Here is an 18,145-nt window from a genome sequence, read left to right as displayed (position 1 = left end):
CCGTACCCACATGGCACACGAGCTCACCGGCGCAGGCGCGCGCTGGTTCAAGTCGTCGTACTCCGACGGCGCCGGGAACAACTGCGTCGAGGTCGCCGACCTCACCGGGACGCCGTATGTCGGCGTAGCGATCCGCGACAGCAAGGAGCCCGAAGGGGCGGCGCTGTTCTTCGGACCAAGCTCGTTCTCGGTGTTCATACAGGGCATTCACCACGCTCGGCACGATCTGTAGGCGACGCGCCCAGCGCCGATCCGCCCGTGGCCGCTGCCTGGTCTGTTCCGCTCGTAAGGCAGGAGCGGCCCTCTCGGCTGGCATTCGGCTGAACCGAGAGGGTCTCCTGCCGTTACGGTTCCAGTGCGCGGGCGATGCCGTTGATCTTTCGCCGGTCGTGCTCCCGCTGGCTCGGGTACTGCTGCTCAACATGCACGGAGCTTTGCGCCTGCATCAGCGATGGCATCGGCAGGTCTGCCGCGCTCCCCTGGGAGCACGCGGTTCCCTCCGACTTTTCACCAGTTCGCCGGAGGCAGACAGGAACGATCCCGAAACTACTGGTGCACTGCGGACGGGCATGTCAACGTAGACGACCTTGCGAATCCGCAGGTCAACAACGGCCAGTGACCCATCCCGCACCCAAGGAGGCGCCCCTGCGCCCGCACCACCCCAGTGACCCTTCTCGATCCGACTTGCCGAACCCGATGTACTGGGTCACTCCGCGCCACCTGGCAGGTGACGACGGCGCGCTCGCCGAGCGGATCGGCGACACCTTGGCCAGCCTCGGCTGGCGTATGTGGCCCACCTCTCGCCACACCCTGCTGTATGTGAGCCCGGACGGGCTGCGCGGCGCCGAGTGGATCCTCGCGGCCTACCCGTTCGAGCTGGGCGGACTGCCCGTTGCTTGGCAGCTGAGTGCCCGCCCGCATGCTGCCTCCGCGATGACGGAGTGGAACGCGTACCTCACTGCCGGCGCCCCGTACGAGGCGCTCGCTGATCTCATCGTCGCGCTCGACGCCCGTGAGGTGCCGGACGCTGGCTTCGAAGGGCCCGAGACGGTCCTCAACGCACTCGGTGCCCAAGGCTGGATCCGTGACGTGGACTGCCCCCACACCACCGCCACGGACCCCGGGTTCTCCGCCACCGTCTCCCTGGGACTGCAGCCGCCGCTTGTCCAGGACGCGGATCCGCACCCTGACTTGATGGGGTGGCAGGCGTGGGCGGAACCCGTTCTAGGCGCCCCATATCTGTGGTGCGCCAGCTTCAGCGCCAGCGTCCCCCATGACCTGGTCGCGGCATTCGCCTCCTCGCTCGCCTCACCGGTCCCGGTGCCCCGCCGCACCGTGCCCAAGAGCGCGGAGGGCCGGCTCAACGTCGTCCGCCGCAGCTGACGATCCGCTCCCTGCAGTGCTTGTTTTGGTGTTCGTCGCCAATTCCCTTGAGCTGCACGTTCGTTCCCGTGTGCCCGTCAGATGACAGAGATGGAGACCGTATGTTCCGACGACGTGCTCGCGCAGACCGCGAGTTCCGTGAGGCCCAACGTGAGGCGTTCGCGCTGCTGCAGATGCATGCACAAGAGCTTCTGCCGTTCGACTCTGTCCGGGCCGACGCGTCAACGCCGACCGGATCGGCCTCGGAGACCATCGGGCCGGACTTCCCGCCAGCCGATCTGCGGGCACCGTCCCGGCAGGACGTCGAGGGAATGATGATGCGCTGGATGCATCCGCTCGTCATCGACGACGCGGTCCGTGCGTGCGCGACGTGTGGCGTGTACCGGGACTGGATTGTCTTCTGCCTGCGCGACGACTCGGTGTGGCTGCGTTGCCGAGCCGGCCACCAGGTGCACGAGCCTCGTCTGGACGCTGCCTGGTACAACCGCAACTCCGGTCCGGTCGACCACTGGCACCCCACCCTTGAGGACGGGCTGCGTCACCTCGGCCACTGACCCCCGAAACTCCACTCCCCACTCCCTACTCCTACATACCGCCGGTGCCAGAGGCCCGGCTGGTCAGACCGTCTGTTCCGCAGCCAATTTGGGGTTCCGCATGCGCCTTCACACCACGACCGTCACCAGCCTGAGTACCCTCGCCGTCTTGGCCTTGGCGGGCTGCACCACCACCAGCAGCACGCCCGCCGACGAGCCGGTCTCCTCCGCCTCCGCGCCCACGCAGCAGGAGGGCAAGCACTCCCTGGTTCCCGAGCTGTTGTCCTCGGCCGCGCTGAGCAAGCGCCTCTTGGTCGAGAGCGAGCTTGGTGAGGGCTACACCCGCAAGCCGCAGCAGCCCAGGCCGCAGGACGATGTCGTCGTTTCCGATTGCCCGGCGCTGGAGGAGCTCGGCGGTGACGCCGCTGTCGGCGACAGCCTCGACTTCCCCCGCAAGGCGAAGGCGTCCTTCACCTATACGGGCGGCAGCGACTCGGAGGTGGCCGAGGAGCTGTACAGCGACACCGCCGCGAAGCTGTCCAGGGGCGTGAGCCGGATCTTCGACGCGATGATCTCCTGCCCCACGTACCAGATCCTCGTCGGCAGTACCTCTGTCGACATGGGCACGGAGCAGATGGCCGCGCCGCCTCTCGGCGACGAGCAGTGGAGCCAGCTGCTCACCTACTCCGTCGGCCCGCAGCGCAGCGTTGTCCAGCAGACGGCGATCCGCATCGCCAACGTGCTGGTGATCGTTTCCGGCTCGCCGGGCCTTGTTGACGCGCACCTGGCGCAGGCCGTTGACAAAGTACAGCGCACACGGTGACTACGGGAGACGTGAAGGGGGCCGGTGACCGGGATGTCTTCCCGGTCACCGGCCCCCTTCCTCATCTGGGGATGCGGTCGGTGCCGCCGTTTGTCAGAAGGTGTACGGGGTGAACGGACGGACGGGTTCGGCCGCCGCGTTGACCAGCCGCTGGAGCTTCAACCGCTCGTTCTTGTTCATGATGTCGATGGCGTTGCCGAAGGACTTCTCGTCGAGCTGGTCCAGGAAGGGGGTGAGGAAGCGGTCCAGGGCCTCGGGGGCTTCGAGCCAGGTCTGCAGGTACTCGTGGTACCGGTCTATCTCCTCCTTCGCCTCTTTGACCTCGTCGATGGTGGGCGCGAGGGCGGCGGCCTGTTCCGCCTTGGTGAAGGGGCCTCCATCGTGGTGGGACCAGGTCTTGGTGCCGAAGTAGTGCTTGAAGTACGCGCCGCACAGCTGGGCGACGACGTGCCGGCGGGGTTCGATGAGGGGAATGTGGGTGCTCCTTGTCGAGGGGCGGGGCGGTGGGGCAACACATAGGGTCCGGAGAATCCCCGGTTTCGGTAACCGGGGATGTACAGCTACGACCCGTCGGCTTCGTATCGGTTCGTGGCTGCGCGTGGTGTCGTTCCTCGTCGCCTCCGCTTCAGGGGGTCCTGCTCAGCGGGACTGTCCTGGGCGGGATGCGGGCGGCGTGTACGCGCCAGGGAGCCCGGAATCGGTCTGAGTGCGAAGGCGGCGAGCCTGCGCGGTTCGTGCGCCGGGGCCGGGTACGTGCCGGTCGCCGAGGCGTTGGATGCGCCAGACGAGGACTTCGGATGCTGACTTCGCGTCGTCCAAGGGGCGGTGCTGGGCGGCCTGCTGGAGAACGGTGGCCGGGTTGTGGCCAGCGGCTTCGGCGGCGGCGAGGGTGGCGGTGAGTGCGGTCCAGGCGTTTTCGGTGAGGATCTGTTCGGCGTGGCGGGGCAGGACCTCGTGCAGGGTGAGGGCGTACCAGTGCACCGTGCTGTCCGAGGGATAGTGCCTGGCGAGTTCGGCGAGGCTGGTGGGGGCTATCTGGTCGTAGGCGGCTTGCAGGTGGGTGAGCGTCTGACGGGCGGCGGCCACCTGCTGGTCGTGGTGGTGCAGTGCGCTGTGGCGCTGGACTGCGAGGACGACGAGGATCGCGGCGTCCAAGAGCATGGCCAGCCCGGTGTGGTCCGCGGGCTGGTAGCGCATGGCCTTCAGCGCGCCCCTTAGTGCGCGGGCGTGCTGGTGGTCGGCGCGGGCGCGGGTGTGGGCGGCGTGTTCGAATGTGGCAGCCGCACGGTGGAGTTCGGCCTGGAGCCGGACAGGAGCATGGGCGGGCAGCGCGTAGAGGACTTCGCCGAGGACGGTCAGGTGGGCCTGGACGGCCCGGTCGTCGGCGTGGGCGAGGTGGTGGGGGATGCGTTCGGCGGCAGCGGTGGCCACGTGCCACGGGCTGGGGCAGTGCTGGCGGGCTGATGAGGCTGCGGTGGGCTGTGCCTCGGTGGCGGCCAGGCGCTGTCGGATCTGGGGGAGGGACAGGTCGGTGGCGAGGCTGGAGCCGGAGAACCAGATGGGCGTGCCGGCATCGGGCAGGGCTACCTTGTAGCCCTGGAGGTCACCGGAGGGCAGGGTGCGGGTCTCGACCTGTAGGCCGGCATCGGCGAGCAGGTTGAAGAACTCATTCAGATCCTTCGCGTGGGACAGCGCGGTACGCACGGTGTGCCGCAGCCGCTCACGCGCGGTCTTGTCGTGGCCCAGGCGCTTGGCCTTCTCCTCCTCGGCCCGGGTGGAGCGCTTCACCGCCGAGGTGCCGGCAGCAGCTTCGGGACCACGTGCAACCCGGGTGAGGCCGAAGTCTTCCTCGACGGCTCTGAGTTCGTTCATGGCGCGGTGGTAGTCGTTCCAGTTCCGCGGAGGGCGCAGATCACCGCGCACCTTGGTGGCGACGATGTGGATGTGGTCCTCCGCGTGACGTACAGCAACCCAGCGGCAGCCGTCCGGGTCGCCGTCGGGTGCGATGCCGGTCGCGTGCAGCACGCGCCGGGCGATGGTGGCCCACTCGGCGTCGGTGAGGATGTGGTCCTGGGGCGCGGCGCGGATCGAGCAGTGCCACACGTGCCCCTCAGGTGCCTTGTTGCCGGCTTGCTTGACCCGCAGATCCAGGGCCTGGGTGAGCTGGCCGAGCCTTTGCTTGTGGCCAGGGCTGTCCCAGGGGCCGGGGTCGGGGATGAAGTCGTCCCAGGAGGCGACGATGTGCTGGTCGGTGTGTTCGTTGGCGCGGCCTTTGTCGAAGAGGTAGGCCAGCACGCCGTAGGTGTGGTTGCCGGGCTTGACGATGTTCGCGATCACGTCAGACCGCCCACTTCTGCCCGGCTGCCCGGAAGGCGGCGTCGTCGATCGCCCGGACTGTGTCGTGGGCGGTGGTGAGCAGGCGGTCCGCCCGGTGGAGGATCGCGGCGTCCACAGGGTGTGGATCGCCGTCCGCATTGAGGCGGCGGGCGATCTGGTTGACGTTGTTGCCGATCCGGGCGATCTGCGCCCGCATAGCGGCGAGCTCGTCGACCACATCGTCGTAGACCGTACGCTCGGCAGCGACGGTGATCTCACCACGGACGCGGGCCATGGTGGCGTCGGCAATGTAGCGGGCCATGGTCACGTGAGCGGCCTTCGCCGACGACTGGATGTCGTGCTTCTCGTGCGGCGCGAAGCGCGCGGTGACGTGCTCGGAGCGCTGCGCATCGAGGTTCGCGCGGCGGTACGGCGCACGCTGCATGGCCCCAACGGAGGGATCGCGCGGCTGCTCGCCGGCGCCCACCCGTTCCTGCTCCGGCACGCCCTCGTGCCGGAGCTCCTCCTCCGCCACCCCCGGGGCGGAGGCGTCCGTGATGGACCGGCCTATGGACGGTCCATCGCCATTGCTTGCTGCGCGTGTGACGGGAGTGGTGACCATCTGCTCTTGGGAGATGGGGAGTTCGGGGTAGTGGTCGCGCACGACGCGATGTCCTTGTGTCGGGGTTGCGGGGGTGGTGGGTTCAGGCGGCACGCGGTTGCGTGTTGAGCTCGGCGAACTGCTCGGCTGCGAGGTCGAGCAGATCCACCAGGCGCCGCTCTGGGAGGCGAGCCGCGGAGGCCAGGACGCCGTCGATGCGCGGGTCAAGGGTGCTCACGGCATCCAGTCCGGCGGCGCGGGCGACAACCAGGCGCAGCTCGGCCTCGAGCCAAGTCCACTGCTCGATGGCGGGCACCGGGGTGTCGTCATCGATCTGGCCCAGGGGGCCGATCCTGAGTCGGCTCAGGTAGTGGCCGCAGCCAGAGAGGATGTCGGGAAGGGAGATCTCGTCCTGGGCCATCCATCGTCCGTGTTCCAGCAGAGTGAGGATGGCGCAGCGCAGCAGGGTCATCTCGTCGCGCCCAGGCGCGGTGCAGATGGGGCAGGACCAGTTGTGGCAGTCCCAGGCGGGCGTGGTCGAGCGGGACATGGCGGAAGGGCCTTTCAGCGATGTGTGGTTAGCGGTGCGGGGGAGAGTTCAGTGGGGGTGGCCGGTACGGGCTGAGTCCTGGTGCTCGGCCTTGACCGCGTTGACGATGCTCTGGGCCAGGTTGGTGCCGACCTGGTGGCCGTCGGCACGGACAGCAGCCTTGAGCGAGTCACGCGAGAGGCGACCCGTCTCGCGGTAGATGCCCTTCGCGTACGCGATGAGGGCATCCCGCGGCAGGTCGGGCTTGCGACCCGGGCGCTTCGGTTCCGGCTTCTCGCCAGGCTCGGCACCCACATCTCTGCCCGTACTTACCTCCGCGCCTGCATCAGTAGCGGATTGAGGGCGGACGATGGATTCCGGGCGGTGCGAGCGGTGTACGCCTTCCTCGCCCGGATTCAGTACGGCTTCCGGGCGCTCGGGCCTTGCCCGCTTCGCCGCGGCAGTGCGGGGCTGGCTGACTCGGTCTCCGGGCGTCTCCCACCGTTCGGGCAGCGGGAGCGAGGCCAGCCGTGTGGCCTGCTTTCGGGTACCGAGCTTCCGCAGCAGCAGTTCGTCCTGGTGAAGATCACCGTCGACGTCGGCCTTCTCCAGCGCTTCGTGCAGGCGCCGAGTCGCACGCCAGCCACGGCGCTTGTTGCGCTTCGTCTCGGGCATCGCTTCGATGCGGAGGATCAACGTGACGGCCCGGCTCAGGGCGCGTTCGCGGATGAGTCGTGCGGCATCGGCGTCCTGGTCGTGGATGCCCAGGCGTGCCAGCAGTCGCTCGCGTGCCTGCCGGCCGAGGATCGCGAGCAGGCTGCGTGAGGCGGCCTCGGGGGTGTGGTTGCGTAGCTCGATTCCCATGGCCAGGTGCCAGAGGACTGCGGCCATGACCGGGCCGATCAGGGCGCGGACCGTGCCACCGACGGGACCGGACTCGGCGTAGGCGGGGATGATCTGGCCTCCGGTGATCACCCATACCAGGACGCCGGGCGGCCCCGGCGCCTGCCTGGGGCCCTTCAGGTTCTGGCGTGCCATCAACGCCATTGCGAACAAGGCCAGTTCAGCGATGGAGAACATGAAGGCGCGCTCGACGGTGCTGCCCATGCCGAGGTAGTCGGCGGCGAAGCGCCAGCTGGTGTCCGCGCTGTAGGCGGTGCAGCCGATCGCGGCGACAGCGGCGACCCGGACGGCGGCGCTGCCACGCCGCTTCCCGTCGCCGCGCTTGCGGGCGCGCTGCCACAACCATCGAGTGACCAAGGCGAGGGTGATGGGCAGGACCGCGATGGCCGCAGGCACAGGGATCCAGTGCGGCAGGACGGGCATGCCGATGCTTTCGGCGCTGATGAGCGTGGTGGTGCCAGGTGTCATACAGAGGCTCTCCATGGGGCCCGCGCGTTCGAGGGCAGGCGGAATCGAGGGCGGGCGAGGTGGTGGGGAGGGAGCGCGTACTCGTCAGGCGGCGGGCGCGGTGCGGCGTCGGTCGGGGCCGGTGAGGATGACGCGTTCGGTCATCTCGGCGAGACGGGAGGCGACGCGGTCGCCGAGCGCGATGCGCAGCTCGGCGGTGGGGAGGTTGGTGGTGATGAGGGTGGGGAGCATGTGCTCGTACCGGTGGTTGATGAGCCGATAGGTGAGCTCCTCGGTCCATTCGCTGGTCTTGGCTGCGCCGAGGTCGTCCAGGAGCAGCAGGGGGCAGCGGGCCAGCGTCTGCAGCTCCCGTTCGCCGTCGTGGCCGGCGCGGGGACGGAGCCGCGCGTGCAGGTCGGCGCTGGTGGTGGCTTCCCAGCGCAGGCGCACCCCTCGCGAGAGGAGGGCACGGACGGCGCCGTACGCCTGGTAGGTCTTGCCGGTGCCGGTGGGGCCGGCGATCAGTAGCGACGGGCCCTCGGCGATACCGGGTCCGCTCGGGCCGGGGCGTCCGGCGCGGGCGATCTGGTCGGCCCAGGCGGTGATCTGGGGGTGGTCCGCCAGGGCACGGCGGTAGCGGGCGGGGATACGGGCGTCGGCGAGCTCCAGGGCGGTGACGGTCTCTGGCGCCGGCTCGTGGGCGGCAGCGGCGGTGGGGTCGATGCCGCGGTTGGCCAGGATGCCGTTGAGCCGGTCGGCGATCGGGCCGACCCGGTGGGGCTCGCGGGTGAGGGTGGCGGTCAGAGCTCATCTCCGTAGGCTGCGACGACGTCGGTCGGGTTCGTCCAAGTCCGGTGGGTGGCGGGCTTGGTGGGGGAGGCGGCGTTCATGACCTCGTGGACGAGGTTGGGCAGGACGCTCGGGGACAGACCCTTCGCCCGGTGGCGTTCGAGGGCGGCCCGGAGGTGGGTGGGGGTGATGCCCTCGTCGAGCAGCTTGCGCACCTGTTTGCCGAGACGGTTCAGGAAGTCTTCCGGCGGGCGGTGGTTGCACGCGGCGATGTACTCGGCAAGGAGCTGCTTGGCCGAGACGGTGTCGGGCGCGTGGGCGCTTGCGCCCCCAGAAGGGATATCTCCTAGATCCACGGTCCTAGGTCCTAGATCCGGACGGTGAGATGTCATTGTTGCCTCCCCGAGCACTCCCTGATCCCTCACGGAGGACTCCTTGAAGTGCTCCTGACCTGCTGCTTCGCTATCGCGCTCCGGATTCAGTGCGGACTCACGGAACTCGCCGGAGCCCTCAGGGAGGACTGCGCGAGGCGGCAGGGAAGACTCCGTGACACGGGCTCCAGCGTCAGGCACGGCAGCGACCGAAGCGTCATGAACCGGGCAGCCCGGGAGGCGGCTCTTGCTGGGCCGGTTGATCTTCTGATGCTGATGCCAGGTCACGACATGCAGGTACCGCTTGTGATCCGGGCCCTTGTAGCGGCAGATCAGTCCGGCGTCGGCGAGCTGCGCGAGGTCCGTCTCGACGTCGGACGGGGTGTGCTCCGGGCGCAGCACCCACAGCTGCCCGGCGACGATCGCGGCGTGGTCGCGGTGGCGGCCCTGGTCGTCGGCCTGGGTGAGCAGGCCGAGGAAGGTGCGCTCGGCGGTCAGGGAGACGGCGGCCAGGGACTCGGAGACGAAGGCTTCGGGCTTGATGGTGCGGATTCGTGCCAAGTGCGGGGAGGTCCTCACTCGGTGGCCTGTGCGTGGACATCGCGACTCACCGTCGGTCGGGGCGGGATTCGAGGGGTATTGGCGCGGACGCGCGCCGAGAAGCGATTGCGCTTCCCGGGGTGTCGTCAACATAGCCACACCCCAGTCGCGCAAGTCCAGCCCTGTCCGGCGCAATCTCTCACGGCAGAAAGGCCGCGAGAAACGGGGCTCGGTGGCGGGCGGGAGCAAAACCGTAAGGCACGATCCGCTGTTGACCAAATAGTTGCCCGGACCGCAGAGCCAGAAGCATCACATCGGTAAGCCGTTGACGGTCCGCAGGCGGGGAAGCTACAACACAACACTCCACGTCAGAGCCATGATTGACACGCTGTTCCGTGCCCCTTCCCGACTTCCGGGAACCGCGGCTCGGCGTACGACGCGAGCGCAACATAGACCACGATCGCCGGTTACCCAAACCGGCGAATGGACCTTTCAATTGGAGGCATGCCCCCACGCCCACTGGAAGTCGGACCCGCTGGAATACAGGCGGCCCGCACCATCGAAATTCTCCGAACCGAACGCGGCTTGTCACAACGCCAGTTGGCCGGCCGCGTGACCGCCCTCGGCCACCCGATGTCCAACACCACGCTGTCCCGCATCGAACGCGCCCAACGCCGATGTGATGCCGACGACCTCGTCGCGATCGCCGAAGCCCTCCTCGTCTCGCCTCTCGTGCTGCTGCATGGGCCGACCGTCACGTGACGAGGGCCGCTCAGCACCGCTGACCGAGCACGCCCCAACCCAGTAAGGACCCGCCCTTCTTGCACCACTCCGAGATACCCCCTGCCCTCGTGCGACTTCCCGGCACAGAGGGCGGAGCCCCTTTGCCCCGCCTCTACCGCCCCGAAGAAATCGCCGAGGCCCTCGGCTGTTCCGCCTGGTGGGTCAAGGACCGGGCCCGACGCGGACTCATCCCGCACACCCGCGTCGGCCGCGCCTACCGCTTCACCGCCGCCCACCTGGCCGAGATCGTCCGTCTCCACGAAGAGCGCCCGAAGCGATCCCTCAGCAGCGCGCCGACCGGTCCAGCAGTAACAAGTCCTCCCGCTGCACGAACTCGTGCCGCCCGGCCTCCTGAGCCGACTACGGCCTCGACGCCAGGGCGTCTGCGGGCTCGACCGCCGCGCCGTACCCAGTACGAGACCGTCGCGTAACGCGCCCGCGCCCAGTCACAAGCCAGGAGCAGGGGAGGAAGACGGAAGTTGGGTTTCGCGGAGAAGCGCGGCAACTACTGGCGCGGCCGGTACAAGACGGCGCCAGGCAAGCACCTCACGGTCGTCGACGACACCGGCAAGGCGATCCGGTTTGCCACCAAGGGCGAGGCCCAGCGCGCGGCGAGCGAGGCCGAGAACAAGTACCGGCGCGGCGACTGGCGCGACCCGGCACTCGGCCAGGAGACCTTCGGCGAGTACGCGAACCGCTGGTACGAGGCGCAGGATCTGGCCGCCTCGACCATGCAGAACTACAAGCGCCACATCGAGGAGCACCTGCTCCCCGACTTCGAGGACAAGGCGCTCGCCGGCATCCTGCGCACGGACGTCGACCTGTGGGAGAAGAAGGAGAAGGCCGTCTACGCGGCCTCTAGCGTCAAGACCTGGCGCTCGACGCTCCACCTGATCTTCGAGGACGCGATCGACGAGGGCCTGATCACGTCCAACCCTGCCGCCCGACGGCGCGGACGCGGCAAGCGTGCCGGCCGCTCCCGCGACCGCGGCCCGGAGAAGGTCGTCACCGACCCGCTCGGCATCCTGCTGACCGCCGAACGGGCCGCGCTGCTCTCCGGCCGCGACGACGAGTTCGTCGCCGTCGTCCTCAAGGGGTACACCGGCATGCGCTGGGGCGAAATCGTGGGCCTGGAGACGGAGTTCGCCCGCCCAGGCTCCGTGCGCGTCGAGTGGCAACTGTACGAACTCGACACCGGCGAGCTCGTGCGCTGTCCGCCCAAGGACGACAGCTACCGCAAGATCGATGCACCGGACTGGCTGTCGGGCCTGGTCGCCAACCACGTCGCCCGCACCAAGCCGAAACCCTGCCCATGTCACGGCAAGACCTACGTCTTCCGCGGCCAGGGCACGGCCCGCACCGGCGGCCACCAGGGTGCGAAACTCGTCGACGTCGCACGCCGTGCCGAAGTCTCCGCGGGCACGGTGTCCAACGTCCTCAACCACCCTGACCGCGTCACCGAAGCCAAGCGGGCGAGGGTGGAACAGGCCATCTCGGACTTGGGGTTCGTGCGGGGCGGCGTGGTGTCGGTGCACGCTGCCCACTGGCGTCGAAACGGCTTCGGGACCTGGCTGTTCACTCCTGCGGTCTCGGGCTGGTACCCGAAGAAGGCACCGCAGGAGCCCCGCCCTGTGCCGATCCTCGGCGAGCCATGGCCCGGCATTCCGGCGCGAGGACGTGGTGCCAGCGACCGGGCCGATGCCTGCTGGCTCCCGATCGCCAAGGGCCTCACACCCCACGGCCTACGCCACACCCACCGGACCATGATGGAAGACCTCGGCACGGAGAAGGTCCTCATGGACGAGCGCATGGGCCACATCGACGGCTCGGTGTCGGCGCGCTACGCCCATGTCACCGTTGGCATGCGCCAGCGATTGATGTTCGGGCTGACCGAGCAGTGGGAAGCATCTCTCGATGCTCGCTTGGAGCTGAGCCCCAGCTCACCAGTGATGGTGTTGGATGCGTTGCTGCGAGCTCGTCTCGGTTCGCGTCAATAGCCGCAGTTTCGGGAGTCGTTTCATGCGTCGCTGACGCCGTGCCTCCAGTAGGTACCAGGACGTATCGGCAGACGCGGTGCTGAAGACTCCTGCGGCACCAGGGGCCCGGCCTGCACGCCCGACGGACCGGAGGAAGTTTCGGCCAATCCTTAGCTATCCGGTCAAGTTATGCGCATTGTCGCGTTTGTGGTCTAGCGCTTCTTCCTGTCCACCGTGACGATGCCCGCCTGTCGATGAACGGGGGAGCGGGATGGCGGCTGGGTGGGGCGTGCGTGCTCGGGGGAGGGCACGGACGGAGGAGGCCGAGTGGCCTGCCGTCCCGGTCCAGACGAACCCTGTTACTTCTTGGGCCAACCGCCCTGCGGAGGTGGACCCCACATCGTCCGAGGTGACACGGTTGTTATGTCAGGCGGTCTATGCGCGTCCTGACCGGGTGAAGGCCGTGAAGGCATGGTGGCGCAGGATCCGGGGGAAAGCGGGGAAGGCCAAGAAGCCTCGGCGCAGTACGAGGCGGCCGATCTATCTGGAGGGCAGCGACGACTGCCCGCCTCTGGGCGAACCGACTGCACAATGGGTTGTCGACCACGTGCTGCACGGTCCGCCGCTGCCTGTGCCGTCATACGGCTTCGACCTCGTCCCGATGACCGCGCACAGCCTTCGTGCGAGGCGCCGCCGATGGGCGAGGCGCGCATGCATCCCGGTCCTGTGCGGACTGGTCGCCTATGCCGTGCCATGGCCTTTCGGGATCTGGGCTGCGGTCGTCATCGTCGCTTTGTTCCTAAGGTGGGCTGCCTTCCGCGCGATCCGCAAGGTCGGCCTGACGCGGTGGGCGCCTTCGCGGCGCCTGGCGTATGTCGTGCTGCTCGCGCCGTGGCTGCTCGCACTCCTGCCGTACGGACCCGTTGGCGGCGACGCGCTCGCGCTGCGACTCGAACTGGCGGTACTCCCCTTCGGGTTGGCGGCTGTCGTCGCCCTGGCGTATGCGGCCGACCGGCTTGTGGCCCGAGCTGCGCTGGGTCACCTGGCGCGGGAGGGCGTGTCGTCCGATGACCTGCCGTGGGTCGCTGCGAAGGCCAAGCGCAGGATGTCGGACATCAGCAAGGACCAGTGGCAGTTGGCGTTGCCTTACGACACCTCAGAGCAGTTCATCGGTGCTGGGCGCGATGTGTGGGGACCTGCTCGCATCAGCATCCCGCTGAAGCCCAAGGACGCCGAGGAGTCGGTCAAACCGTTCGGGGAGGCAGAACTTCTCCGACGCGTGGGCACCGCGCTCAACGAACTGGGCCGCGGTGCCAGGGAGATCACCGATCCGCTTCCCGGGTTCTCGATGGAGCGCATACTCGGCCTTCCTGCGGCTCGATGGCTGCAGCGCACTCGCGAGACGAAGGTGGAGCTGTCCGACCTGAGCGGTCTAGGACGCAGGTCCCCTTCCGGTGTGCCGGACCGGCTGTACCTGCGAGCCCAGTGCATCAGCTGGGACGGACAGATCGTGGTGAGCGTGTTCGTGCATGCCGCACTGGAGGCCGGCGAGCTGCGGCTGACGATCCGTCCACACGTGATGACGCCGCTCTACAACGAGCTGCGGGTGACTGCCACACCGGCGCGGACACGTGGAGCGCGTCTGCTCAGGTGGCTTGCCGCGCAGTCGCTCCTGGACACTGCCATGGGCCCTCTGGCGGTGTGGCGGCTGGTCGCCCGCCTCGGTGAGAAGGCCGACGGCCGCGTGGAGGAAGAAGACCCGGTGAGCCTGCGCGACCGGTACTCCACCGAGGAAGTCACCGACATGCATCAGAGCGACGATGCCAAGAGGCACGTCGTTCTGATTCAGTCCTGCGTCTTCCGGACCGTCGCCGAGTATCTCGACGAGCAGGGGATCGATCTGGCTGCGTATGAACGACAGGTCGCCACTGTGACCAACAACATCCTCGTGTATGGGGACAACAACGCCCCCATCCAGAACGTCGCCGGGAGCGGCATCAGCGGCGTCGGCCAGGACAACAAGAATCAGGGAGGCAAGTAATGGTTGTGGGACGGCGTCGCCCCGAACCGGACCCGGGCCACGGCTCGGGCATCAGTATCGGCGGCAGCAACAACGCACCGTTACAGAACGTGGTGGGACAGAACATCTCCAACATCCATCAGTCTGCCTCGGCGCAGGGCACGGTCGACATCGACGCTCTGCGCGGCCTCCTGGTCGCCTTCCGCGCGGACGTCGACCGCAACGCGGCGGACTTGCAGAACGCGACGGTGCTGCGCGCGATGGCGGACAGCGTTGACACCTCGCTCGCGACCCCCGATGCGCCGCAGGTCGGCACACTGCGTGGGATCGCGCAGGCGTTGCCCGCGCTTGTCGTGGGCACCGTGGTCCGGCAAGGAGGCGAGGCTCTCGCCAACGCCATTGGCGCGTTGGTGAGTTGAGTCGACTTGTTCCTTGAGCGGCCTGGGATGCGGCATGAACCGTTCCGGCCGCCGCCGGCGGTGTGCGTGGATACAGTGCTGCGACCAGTTGGAGGGGACACGAAGTGGACGAAGTGACGTTCGCGGCAACCACCATGGCCGCGGCCTTCCTCACTCAGGCGAGCCAGGAGGGCTACCTGAGGGTCCGTGAGGCCATTGGCCGTCTGTTCCGACGCAGCGGTCGAGAGGACGAGACAGCGGTTCAGCTTGAACGTCTGGACCGAGATCGGAGTGCTGTTGTCCAAGCCCAGGTGGGTGAGCGTGAGGCTGTCCTACGGGCCGCTGCGGTCACGTGGGCACCCGTGCTTGTACGACTCGCGGAATCGGAACCGGTCGCGTATGCCGAGCTGCTGGCTCTGGCCCAGCGGGACCACCCAACCTCCGTGGTCAACCAGCACAACCACGGAACAGGCACCTTCATCAACGGAAGTGCTCAAGGCGGCCTGACCATCAACCACGGCGTGGGGCATGGTAGACACGACTGACTTCCAGGGCCCAGGGCGGGCAACACAACCGCGCGCCCGACGTGTTCCTCGCAGGCAACGTGTACGGAGACGTCAACAACCACCAGACGTCACGGTCGGGCCATGAGTCTCAAACATCCCAGGAATACCAACGCAACGAGAGCGAACGTCCTGACGGCGATCAACCGGAGGAAGCGGACAAAGTGGGGCTGGGCGGGGCGCTGCTCGGCGGGATATGGCTGACGGTCTCGCTCTTTGGGATGTCGGGCGGACCGACCGTCGACTGGAGACCGTGTCGGAGGCGTTCTCGTCGCTGTGGGCTTGACCTCCGGATCCGATGGCCTTGTCCTTCGTGTTTATGGCTCTCGCAGAGGTCTGCGCCACTGGCACCGTCAACGCTGCTGACTCCGCGAGGAAGCGATGGGCACAGGGGAAGCGAGAATGTGCCTCGGTTGGATTTCACTCCCACCAGATATGTGGGCCGTACCTGTCCTCTTCGATAATGGTGCGAGCACCGATTTCCCGATGAGCACCTCTAGAGAAATAGTCCGTGTGACCGCTCCAAATATCAGCATAAAAGTGCCTGAAAATGAAGTCTATAAATCGACCGATGTGCAGAGGGGCGGCGCAAGCAATCCTGCAACTGGACGCGTTGATTGTCATATGGCTTGACGGGTGTCCAGGTTTGGCGTTTTCTGGATCATAATCGAACCTTACCGCAGACCTAAGAAGCATATTTGCTGGTTCAGTTGCCACATGGATGTCAACGACGTCCAGCAACGGATCCTGATAAACCATGTCCGGGTCCAGCCGGTACGGACAAGGGATATAGGCGAGTCGGTGGCCAGATATGTCCCCGCCGCTGACATCGTAAGTAATCTGAAGTAGAGATCCATCGAAGAGATGCGCAGAATATGCCCCTGAGGCGACCCAGTTGCGGTAATCTTGCAGGCCGAGATCCCCTCTGTTGACAAGGAAAGGAGCACTCGGATTTATGGAGTGCCACGAGACTCTGGTTTCAGACATGGAGACTACGCTTCTGTAAGCGGCAATCCCAGTCTGGGTAAGGTAGTCGAGAACATTAACTACCTCATCTCGGACCGCTCTAGTAGTCGTCACCCGGCGTCTCTTCTCGCATCTTCGCTACCAGCCGGGTGCGGAGTCCGGGTGGCACGTCATGCAGGTCGATCTCTCCTCGATCAACCGCCTCAAGGATTGCTTGCAACTGCTCTGTAGCCCGTTGGGCTGATTCTTGCGCGGCACCCGATCGATCTCGGTAGATGTGTCGAAGCGTCTTGAGTTCGATCGCGCTGGGGATCGGGAAGTCTAGCCGGAAATTCTTTTGTTTGACTGTTTCTACTTCCCTGGCGATAAGGTCCATGCTTGGGCCCCAGCCAGTGATGCGGACCCATGCGCGACTTCGGGTTATGGCGGTAAATAGAGTGTTCCTTTGTGTGACCGCATTATAGGAACTGGCCGCCATTTGGGAATCCACCACGTACACCATGGGTGCCTCGTTACCTTTGGCTCGGTAAATATGGGCGAGCGCGACTGAGTTCGGAACGAACACCTCGTCAACTCCCGTATTCACACCTACCAAGTGGGAATCAATTCCCTGAGCCTTTAGGGCCTGCTGGAGTCGTGGGGCGCGCGATTTAGCCCGCCTCACATCTGGCAGAACGATCAAAATATCGTCCGCTTCCAGCTCATCTTCCGTGAGATTCTTCTTGATTTGCATCGCCACCCAGGCGTCTTGCCCGATTTGATCCTCAAACTTCTGCAATACGACAGCATCATCTTCGTTGATTAGCTCTGGGAAGTATGCTGGATAGCTATCTTGTGACCGTTCGAGGGTTACATGCGCGCCTAGGCGTAGATCCCCGTGCACGACGTTGTATCCGATTTCTTTCCAGAGCTTTGGCTCATCGAAGTGCTGTAGAAGGCCGCCCGTACGATACACGCCAATCCCCAAGGCATGCGCAGTCGCCAGCGCCCACGGGGTGTTCCGATAGCACATATCTAGCACGATGTCTCGGCGAGGCTCATTTTCCCCGCTTTCAAGGCTGATGAGGCTCTCGCCAGACGGACCGGTGCCGAATAGGTCATCGGTTCCAGGCATGGCGGCCTCCGAAAGTTTCTGTAGCTCATCGAAACCCCAAACGATCCGCTTGGGATCCTTGGTGAGTAGGTAAACGAGCTGAAAAAACTCCGGTGGTAGATCCTGAGCTTCGTCGATCAACACTACATCGAAAACCGGTTCGGGATTCTGCTGCTTAGCTACGGACAAGAGTTCCTTGCAGATTCCCTGAAACTCATTTCCCTGTCCGTACGTAGATCGCGCATAATTATAGTCGCGTGGTGTTTCTCCCAGAGCCATCGCCATCTCGCTATATACGCCGGCCCGTGCGCTGGAGCCCCACGAGTGCATAATCTGAAGATGCTGTTCGTCGGGGCGATCATTGCTGTACTCAAACGTGAACCGAGTGATCAGGTCGTTGATCTGTTGGTAAAGCGCACGGGTGTGAAACGTGACAACGATACGCCAATCAGGATGCTGTGCGTGAAGGTAGGCGGCCTTCAATGCCAGTACAACAGTCTTGCCCGACCCGGCCAACCCGCGGATCCGTTGTGGACCAGTAGGCGTCTCGATGGCCGCTGTTTTCTGCCAACGGTCTAGATTTGCAATTCCTCGCTCAATTTCCTTGAGAACTGCTCCCCGGGATGTTTCTCGCTGTACGGAAGCCCTCTTCTTCGTCGGCTTGATCGTCGTCACTCGTTGCAGAGCGGCTTGCAGTGAATGCTCTATTTCTGGTTCGATCTCAGGAAGGTCTGCGACCCAGTTCGCAACCTCTTCGAATCCTAGGTATACCCCCTCCGATCCTGGAGGAGGAGAGTCGACATGACTTGCAAATACGGTCACCGTGTTGATATCGACGGCCAACCGCCTGCCATGCCTCAGGGAGTCGTGTTTCCCAAGCGTGCTTTCCAGGACAGCGTAAAGACGGTCCTGTGCTTCAACGAATTTCGACCAGTCGCCCCCAGTCTCCGGCATTTCGTCCGCGAGTAGAAAAGCGACTAGTCCATGGTCGGGACTTACCAGTAGAGCGTCCACTTCGACGCGGTTATCTGAGGTCGCGAGTACTGGGTACCCCAAGTAGATTGTTCCCGTCGCAACTCTGGGCTTCAGTACCTCGGCGAGTCGTGATGCA

Annotated in this window: 18 protein-coding genes; 10 read left to right on the top strand and 8 right to left on the bottom strand. The window is 66.1% G+C overall.

The window, feature by feature from the left end; genetic code table 11:
- Positions 1–10 precede the first annotated feature (10 nt).
- The 4 genes from JHN45_RS21965 to JHN45_RS21950 all read left to right on the top strand — a co-directional run bounded on the left by JHN45_RS21965 (position 11) and on the right by JHN45_RS21950 (position 2,739).
- A complete protein-coding gene (locus JHN45_RS21965; RefSeq protein WP_236583918.1) occupies positions 11–232 on the top strand; it encodes a DUF397 domain-containing protein in 222 nt (73 codons plus the stop codon).
- Positions 233–696: 464 nt separating this feature from the next.
- Positions 697–1,383 carry a DUF317 domain-containing protein gene (locus JHN45_RS21960; protein WP_201050169.1) on the top strand — a complete coding sequence of 229 codons (687 nt, stop codon included), beginning with the start codon at positions 697–699 and terminating at the stop codon, positions 1,381–1,383.
- Positions 1,384–1,484: 101 nt separating this feature from the next.
- On the top strand, positions 1,485–1,937 hold the full coding sequence (locus tag JHN45_RS21955; RefSeq protein WP_201050146.1) for a hypothetical protein: 453 nt from the start codon (positions 1,485–1,487) through the stop codon (positions 1,935–1,937).
- 100 nt (positions 1,938–2,037) lie between these two features.
- Entirely contained in the window at positions 2,038–2,739 is a 702-nt protein-coding gene (locus tag JHN45_RS21950; protein WP_201050145.1) for a hypothetical protein, read from the top strand.
- Between the two features lie 639 nt (positions 2,740–3,378).
- Here the strand turns inward: JHN45_RS21950 and JHN45_RS21945 are convergent.
- The 6 genes from JHN45_RS21945 to JHN45_RS21920 form a co-directional block, all read right to left on the bottom strand.
- Positions 3,379–5,076, bottom strand: a complete 1,698-nt coding sequence (locus tag JHN45_RS21945) for a relaxase/mobilization nuclease domain-containing protein (RefSeq protein ID WP_201050144.1) — start codon at positions 5,074–5,076, stop codon at positions 3,379–3,381.
- Position 5,077: 1 nt separating this feature from the next.
- Complete coding sequence (locus tag JHN45_RS21940) at positions 5,078–5,719, bottom strand: MobC family plasmid mobilization relaxosome protein (RefSeq protein ID WP_201050143.1); 642 nt, start codon at positions 5,717–5,719, stop codon at positions 5,078–5,080.
- A gap of 40 nt (positions 5,720–5,759) precedes the next feature.
- Positions 5,760–6,206, bottom strand: coding sequence for a hypothetical protein (locus tag JHN45_RS21935; RefSeq protein ID WP_201050142.1), 447 nt, complete (start codon positions 6,204–6,206; stop codon positions 5,760–5,762).
- 48 nt (positions 6,207–6,254) lie between these two features.
- Positions 6,255–7,556 (bottom strand): hypothetical protein, encoded by a 1,302-nt coding sequence (locus tag JHN45_RS21930; RefSeq protein ID WP_201050141.1) that lies wholly within the window; start codon positions 7,554–7,556, stop codon positions 6,255–6,257.
- 84 nt (positions 7,557–7,640) lie between these two features.
- A complete protein-coding gene (locus JHN45_RS21925; protein WP_201050168.1) occupies positions 7,641–8,339 on the bottom strand; it encodes an ATP-binding protein in 699 nt (232 codons plus the stop codon).
- Positions 8,336–9,256, bottom strand: a complete 921-nt coding sequence (locus JHN45_RS21920; protein WP_201050140.1) for a hypothetical protein — start codon at positions 9,254–9,256, stop codon at positions 8,336–8,338. Before JHN45_RS21920 ends, JHN45_RS21925 begins: the two co-directional genes overlap by 4 nt.
- A 483-nt stretch (positions 9,257–9,739) precedes the next feature.
- Here JHN45_RS21920 and JHN45_RS21915 point away from each other — a divergent pair, with 483 nt between their 5' ends.
- From JHN45_RS21915 to JHN45_RS21890, 6 genes are all read left to right on the top strand, one after another.
- Positions 9,740–9,997 (top strand): helix-turn-helix domain-containing protein, encoded by a 258-nt coding sequence (locus JHN45_RS21915; RefSeq protein ID WP_201050139.1) that lies wholly within the window; start codon positions 9,740–9,742, stop codon positions 9,995–9,997.
- A gap of 74 nt (positions 9,998–10,071) precedes the next feature.
- Entirely contained in the window at positions 10,072–10,449 is a 378-nt protein-coding gene (locus tag JHN45_RS21910; protein ID WP_374195633.1) for a helix-turn-helix domain-containing protein, read from the top strand.
- A 48-nt stretch (positions 10,450–10,497) separates the two neighbouring features.
- A complete protein-coding gene (locus tag JHN45_RS21905; RefSeq protein ID WP_201050137.1) occupies positions 10,498–12,015 on the top strand; it encodes a LacI family DNA-binding transcriptional regulator in 1,518 nt (505 codons plus the stop codon).
- Between the two features lie 367 nt (positions 12,016–12,382).
- Entirely contained in the window at positions 12,383–14,035 is a 1,653-nt protein-coding gene (locus JHN45_RS21900; RefSeq protein WP_307783158.1) for a hypothetical protein, read from the top strand.
- On the top strand, positions 14,035–14,433 hold the full coding sequence (locus JHN45_RS21895; RefSeq protein ID WP_201050135.1) for a hypothetical protein: 399 nt from the start codon (positions 14,035–14,037) through the stop codon (positions 14,431–14,433). Before JHN45_RS21900 ends, JHN45_RS21895 begins: the two co-directional genes overlap by 1 nt.
- 104 nt (positions 14,434–14,537) lie before the next feature.
- Positions 14,538–14,957, top strand: coding sequence for a hypothetical protein (locus JHN45_RS21890; protein WP_201050134.1), 420 nt, complete (start codon positions 14,538–14,540; stop codon positions 14,955–14,957).
- Between the two features lie 438 nt (positions 14,958–15,395).
- On the opposite strand, the gene JHN45_RS21885 is transcribed toward JHN45_RS21890, so the two are convergent.
- On the bottom strand, positions 15,396–15,962 hold the full coding sequence (locus JHN45_RS21885) for a DUF2290 domain-containing protein (RefSeq protein WP_201050133.1): 567 nt from the start codon (positions 15,960–15,962) through the stop codon (positions 15,396–15,398).
- Between the two features lie 79 nt (positions 15,963–16,041).
- Positions 16,042–17,988 (bottom strand): DEAD/DEAH box helicase, encoded by a 1,947-nt coding sequence (locus JHN45_RS21880; protein ID WP_201050132.1) that lies wholly within the window; start codon positions 17,986–17,988, stop codon positions 16,042–16,044.
- Positions 17,989–18,145: the final 157 nt, after the last annotated feature.

It is taken from the genome of Streptomyces sp. MBT53 (assembly GCF_016654115.1).
Taxonomy (GTDB): domain Bacteria; phylum Actinomycetota; class Actinomycetes; order Streptomycetales; family Streptomycetaceae; genus Streptomyces.
The sequence above is the reverse complement of the archived record's forward strand: the minus strand, read 5'-3'. Positions and strand labels throughout refer to the sequence as shown.

Coding starts and splice junctions, on each gene's coding strand:
- JHN45_RS21965 (WP_236583918.1), top strand. CDS start 11: ATGGCACACGAGCTCACCGGCGCAGGCGCGCGCTGGTTCAAGTCGTCG.
- JHN45_RS21960 (WP_201050169.1), top strand. CDS start 697: ATGTACTGGGTCACTCCGCGCCACCTGGCAGGTGACGACGGCGCGCTC.
- JHN45_RS21955 (WP_201050146.1), top strand. CDS start 1,485: ATGTTCCGACGACGTGCTCGCGCAGACCGCGAGTTCCGTGAGGCCCAA.
- JHN45_RS21950 (WP_201050145.1), top strand. CDS start 2,038: ATGCGCCTTCACACCACGACCGTCACCAGCCTGAGTACCCTCGCCGTC.
- JHN45_RS21935 (WP_201050142.1), bottom strand. CDS start 6,206: ATGTCCCGCTCGACCACGCCCGCCTGGGACTGCCACAACTGGTCCTGC.
- JHN45_RS21930 (WP_201050141.1), bottom strand. CDS start 7,556: ATGACACCTGGCACCACCACGCTCATCAGCGCCGAAAGCATCGGCATG.
- JHN45_RS21915 (WP_201050139.1), top strand. CDS start 9,740: ATGCCCCCACGCCCACTGGAAGTCGGACCCGCTGGAATACAGGCGGCC.
- JHN45_RS21895 (WP_201050135.1), top strand. CDS start 14,035: ATGGTTGTGGGACGGCGTCGCCCCGAACCGGACCCGGGCCACGGCTCG.
- JHN45_RS21885 (WP_201050133.1), bottom strand. CDS start 15,962: ATGTCTGAAACCAGAGTCTCGTGGCACTCCATAAATCCGAGTGCTCCT.
- JHN45_RS21880 (WP_201050132.1), bottom strand. CDS start 17,988: ATGCCGGAGACTGGGGGCGACTGGTCGAAATTCGTTGAAGCACAGGAC.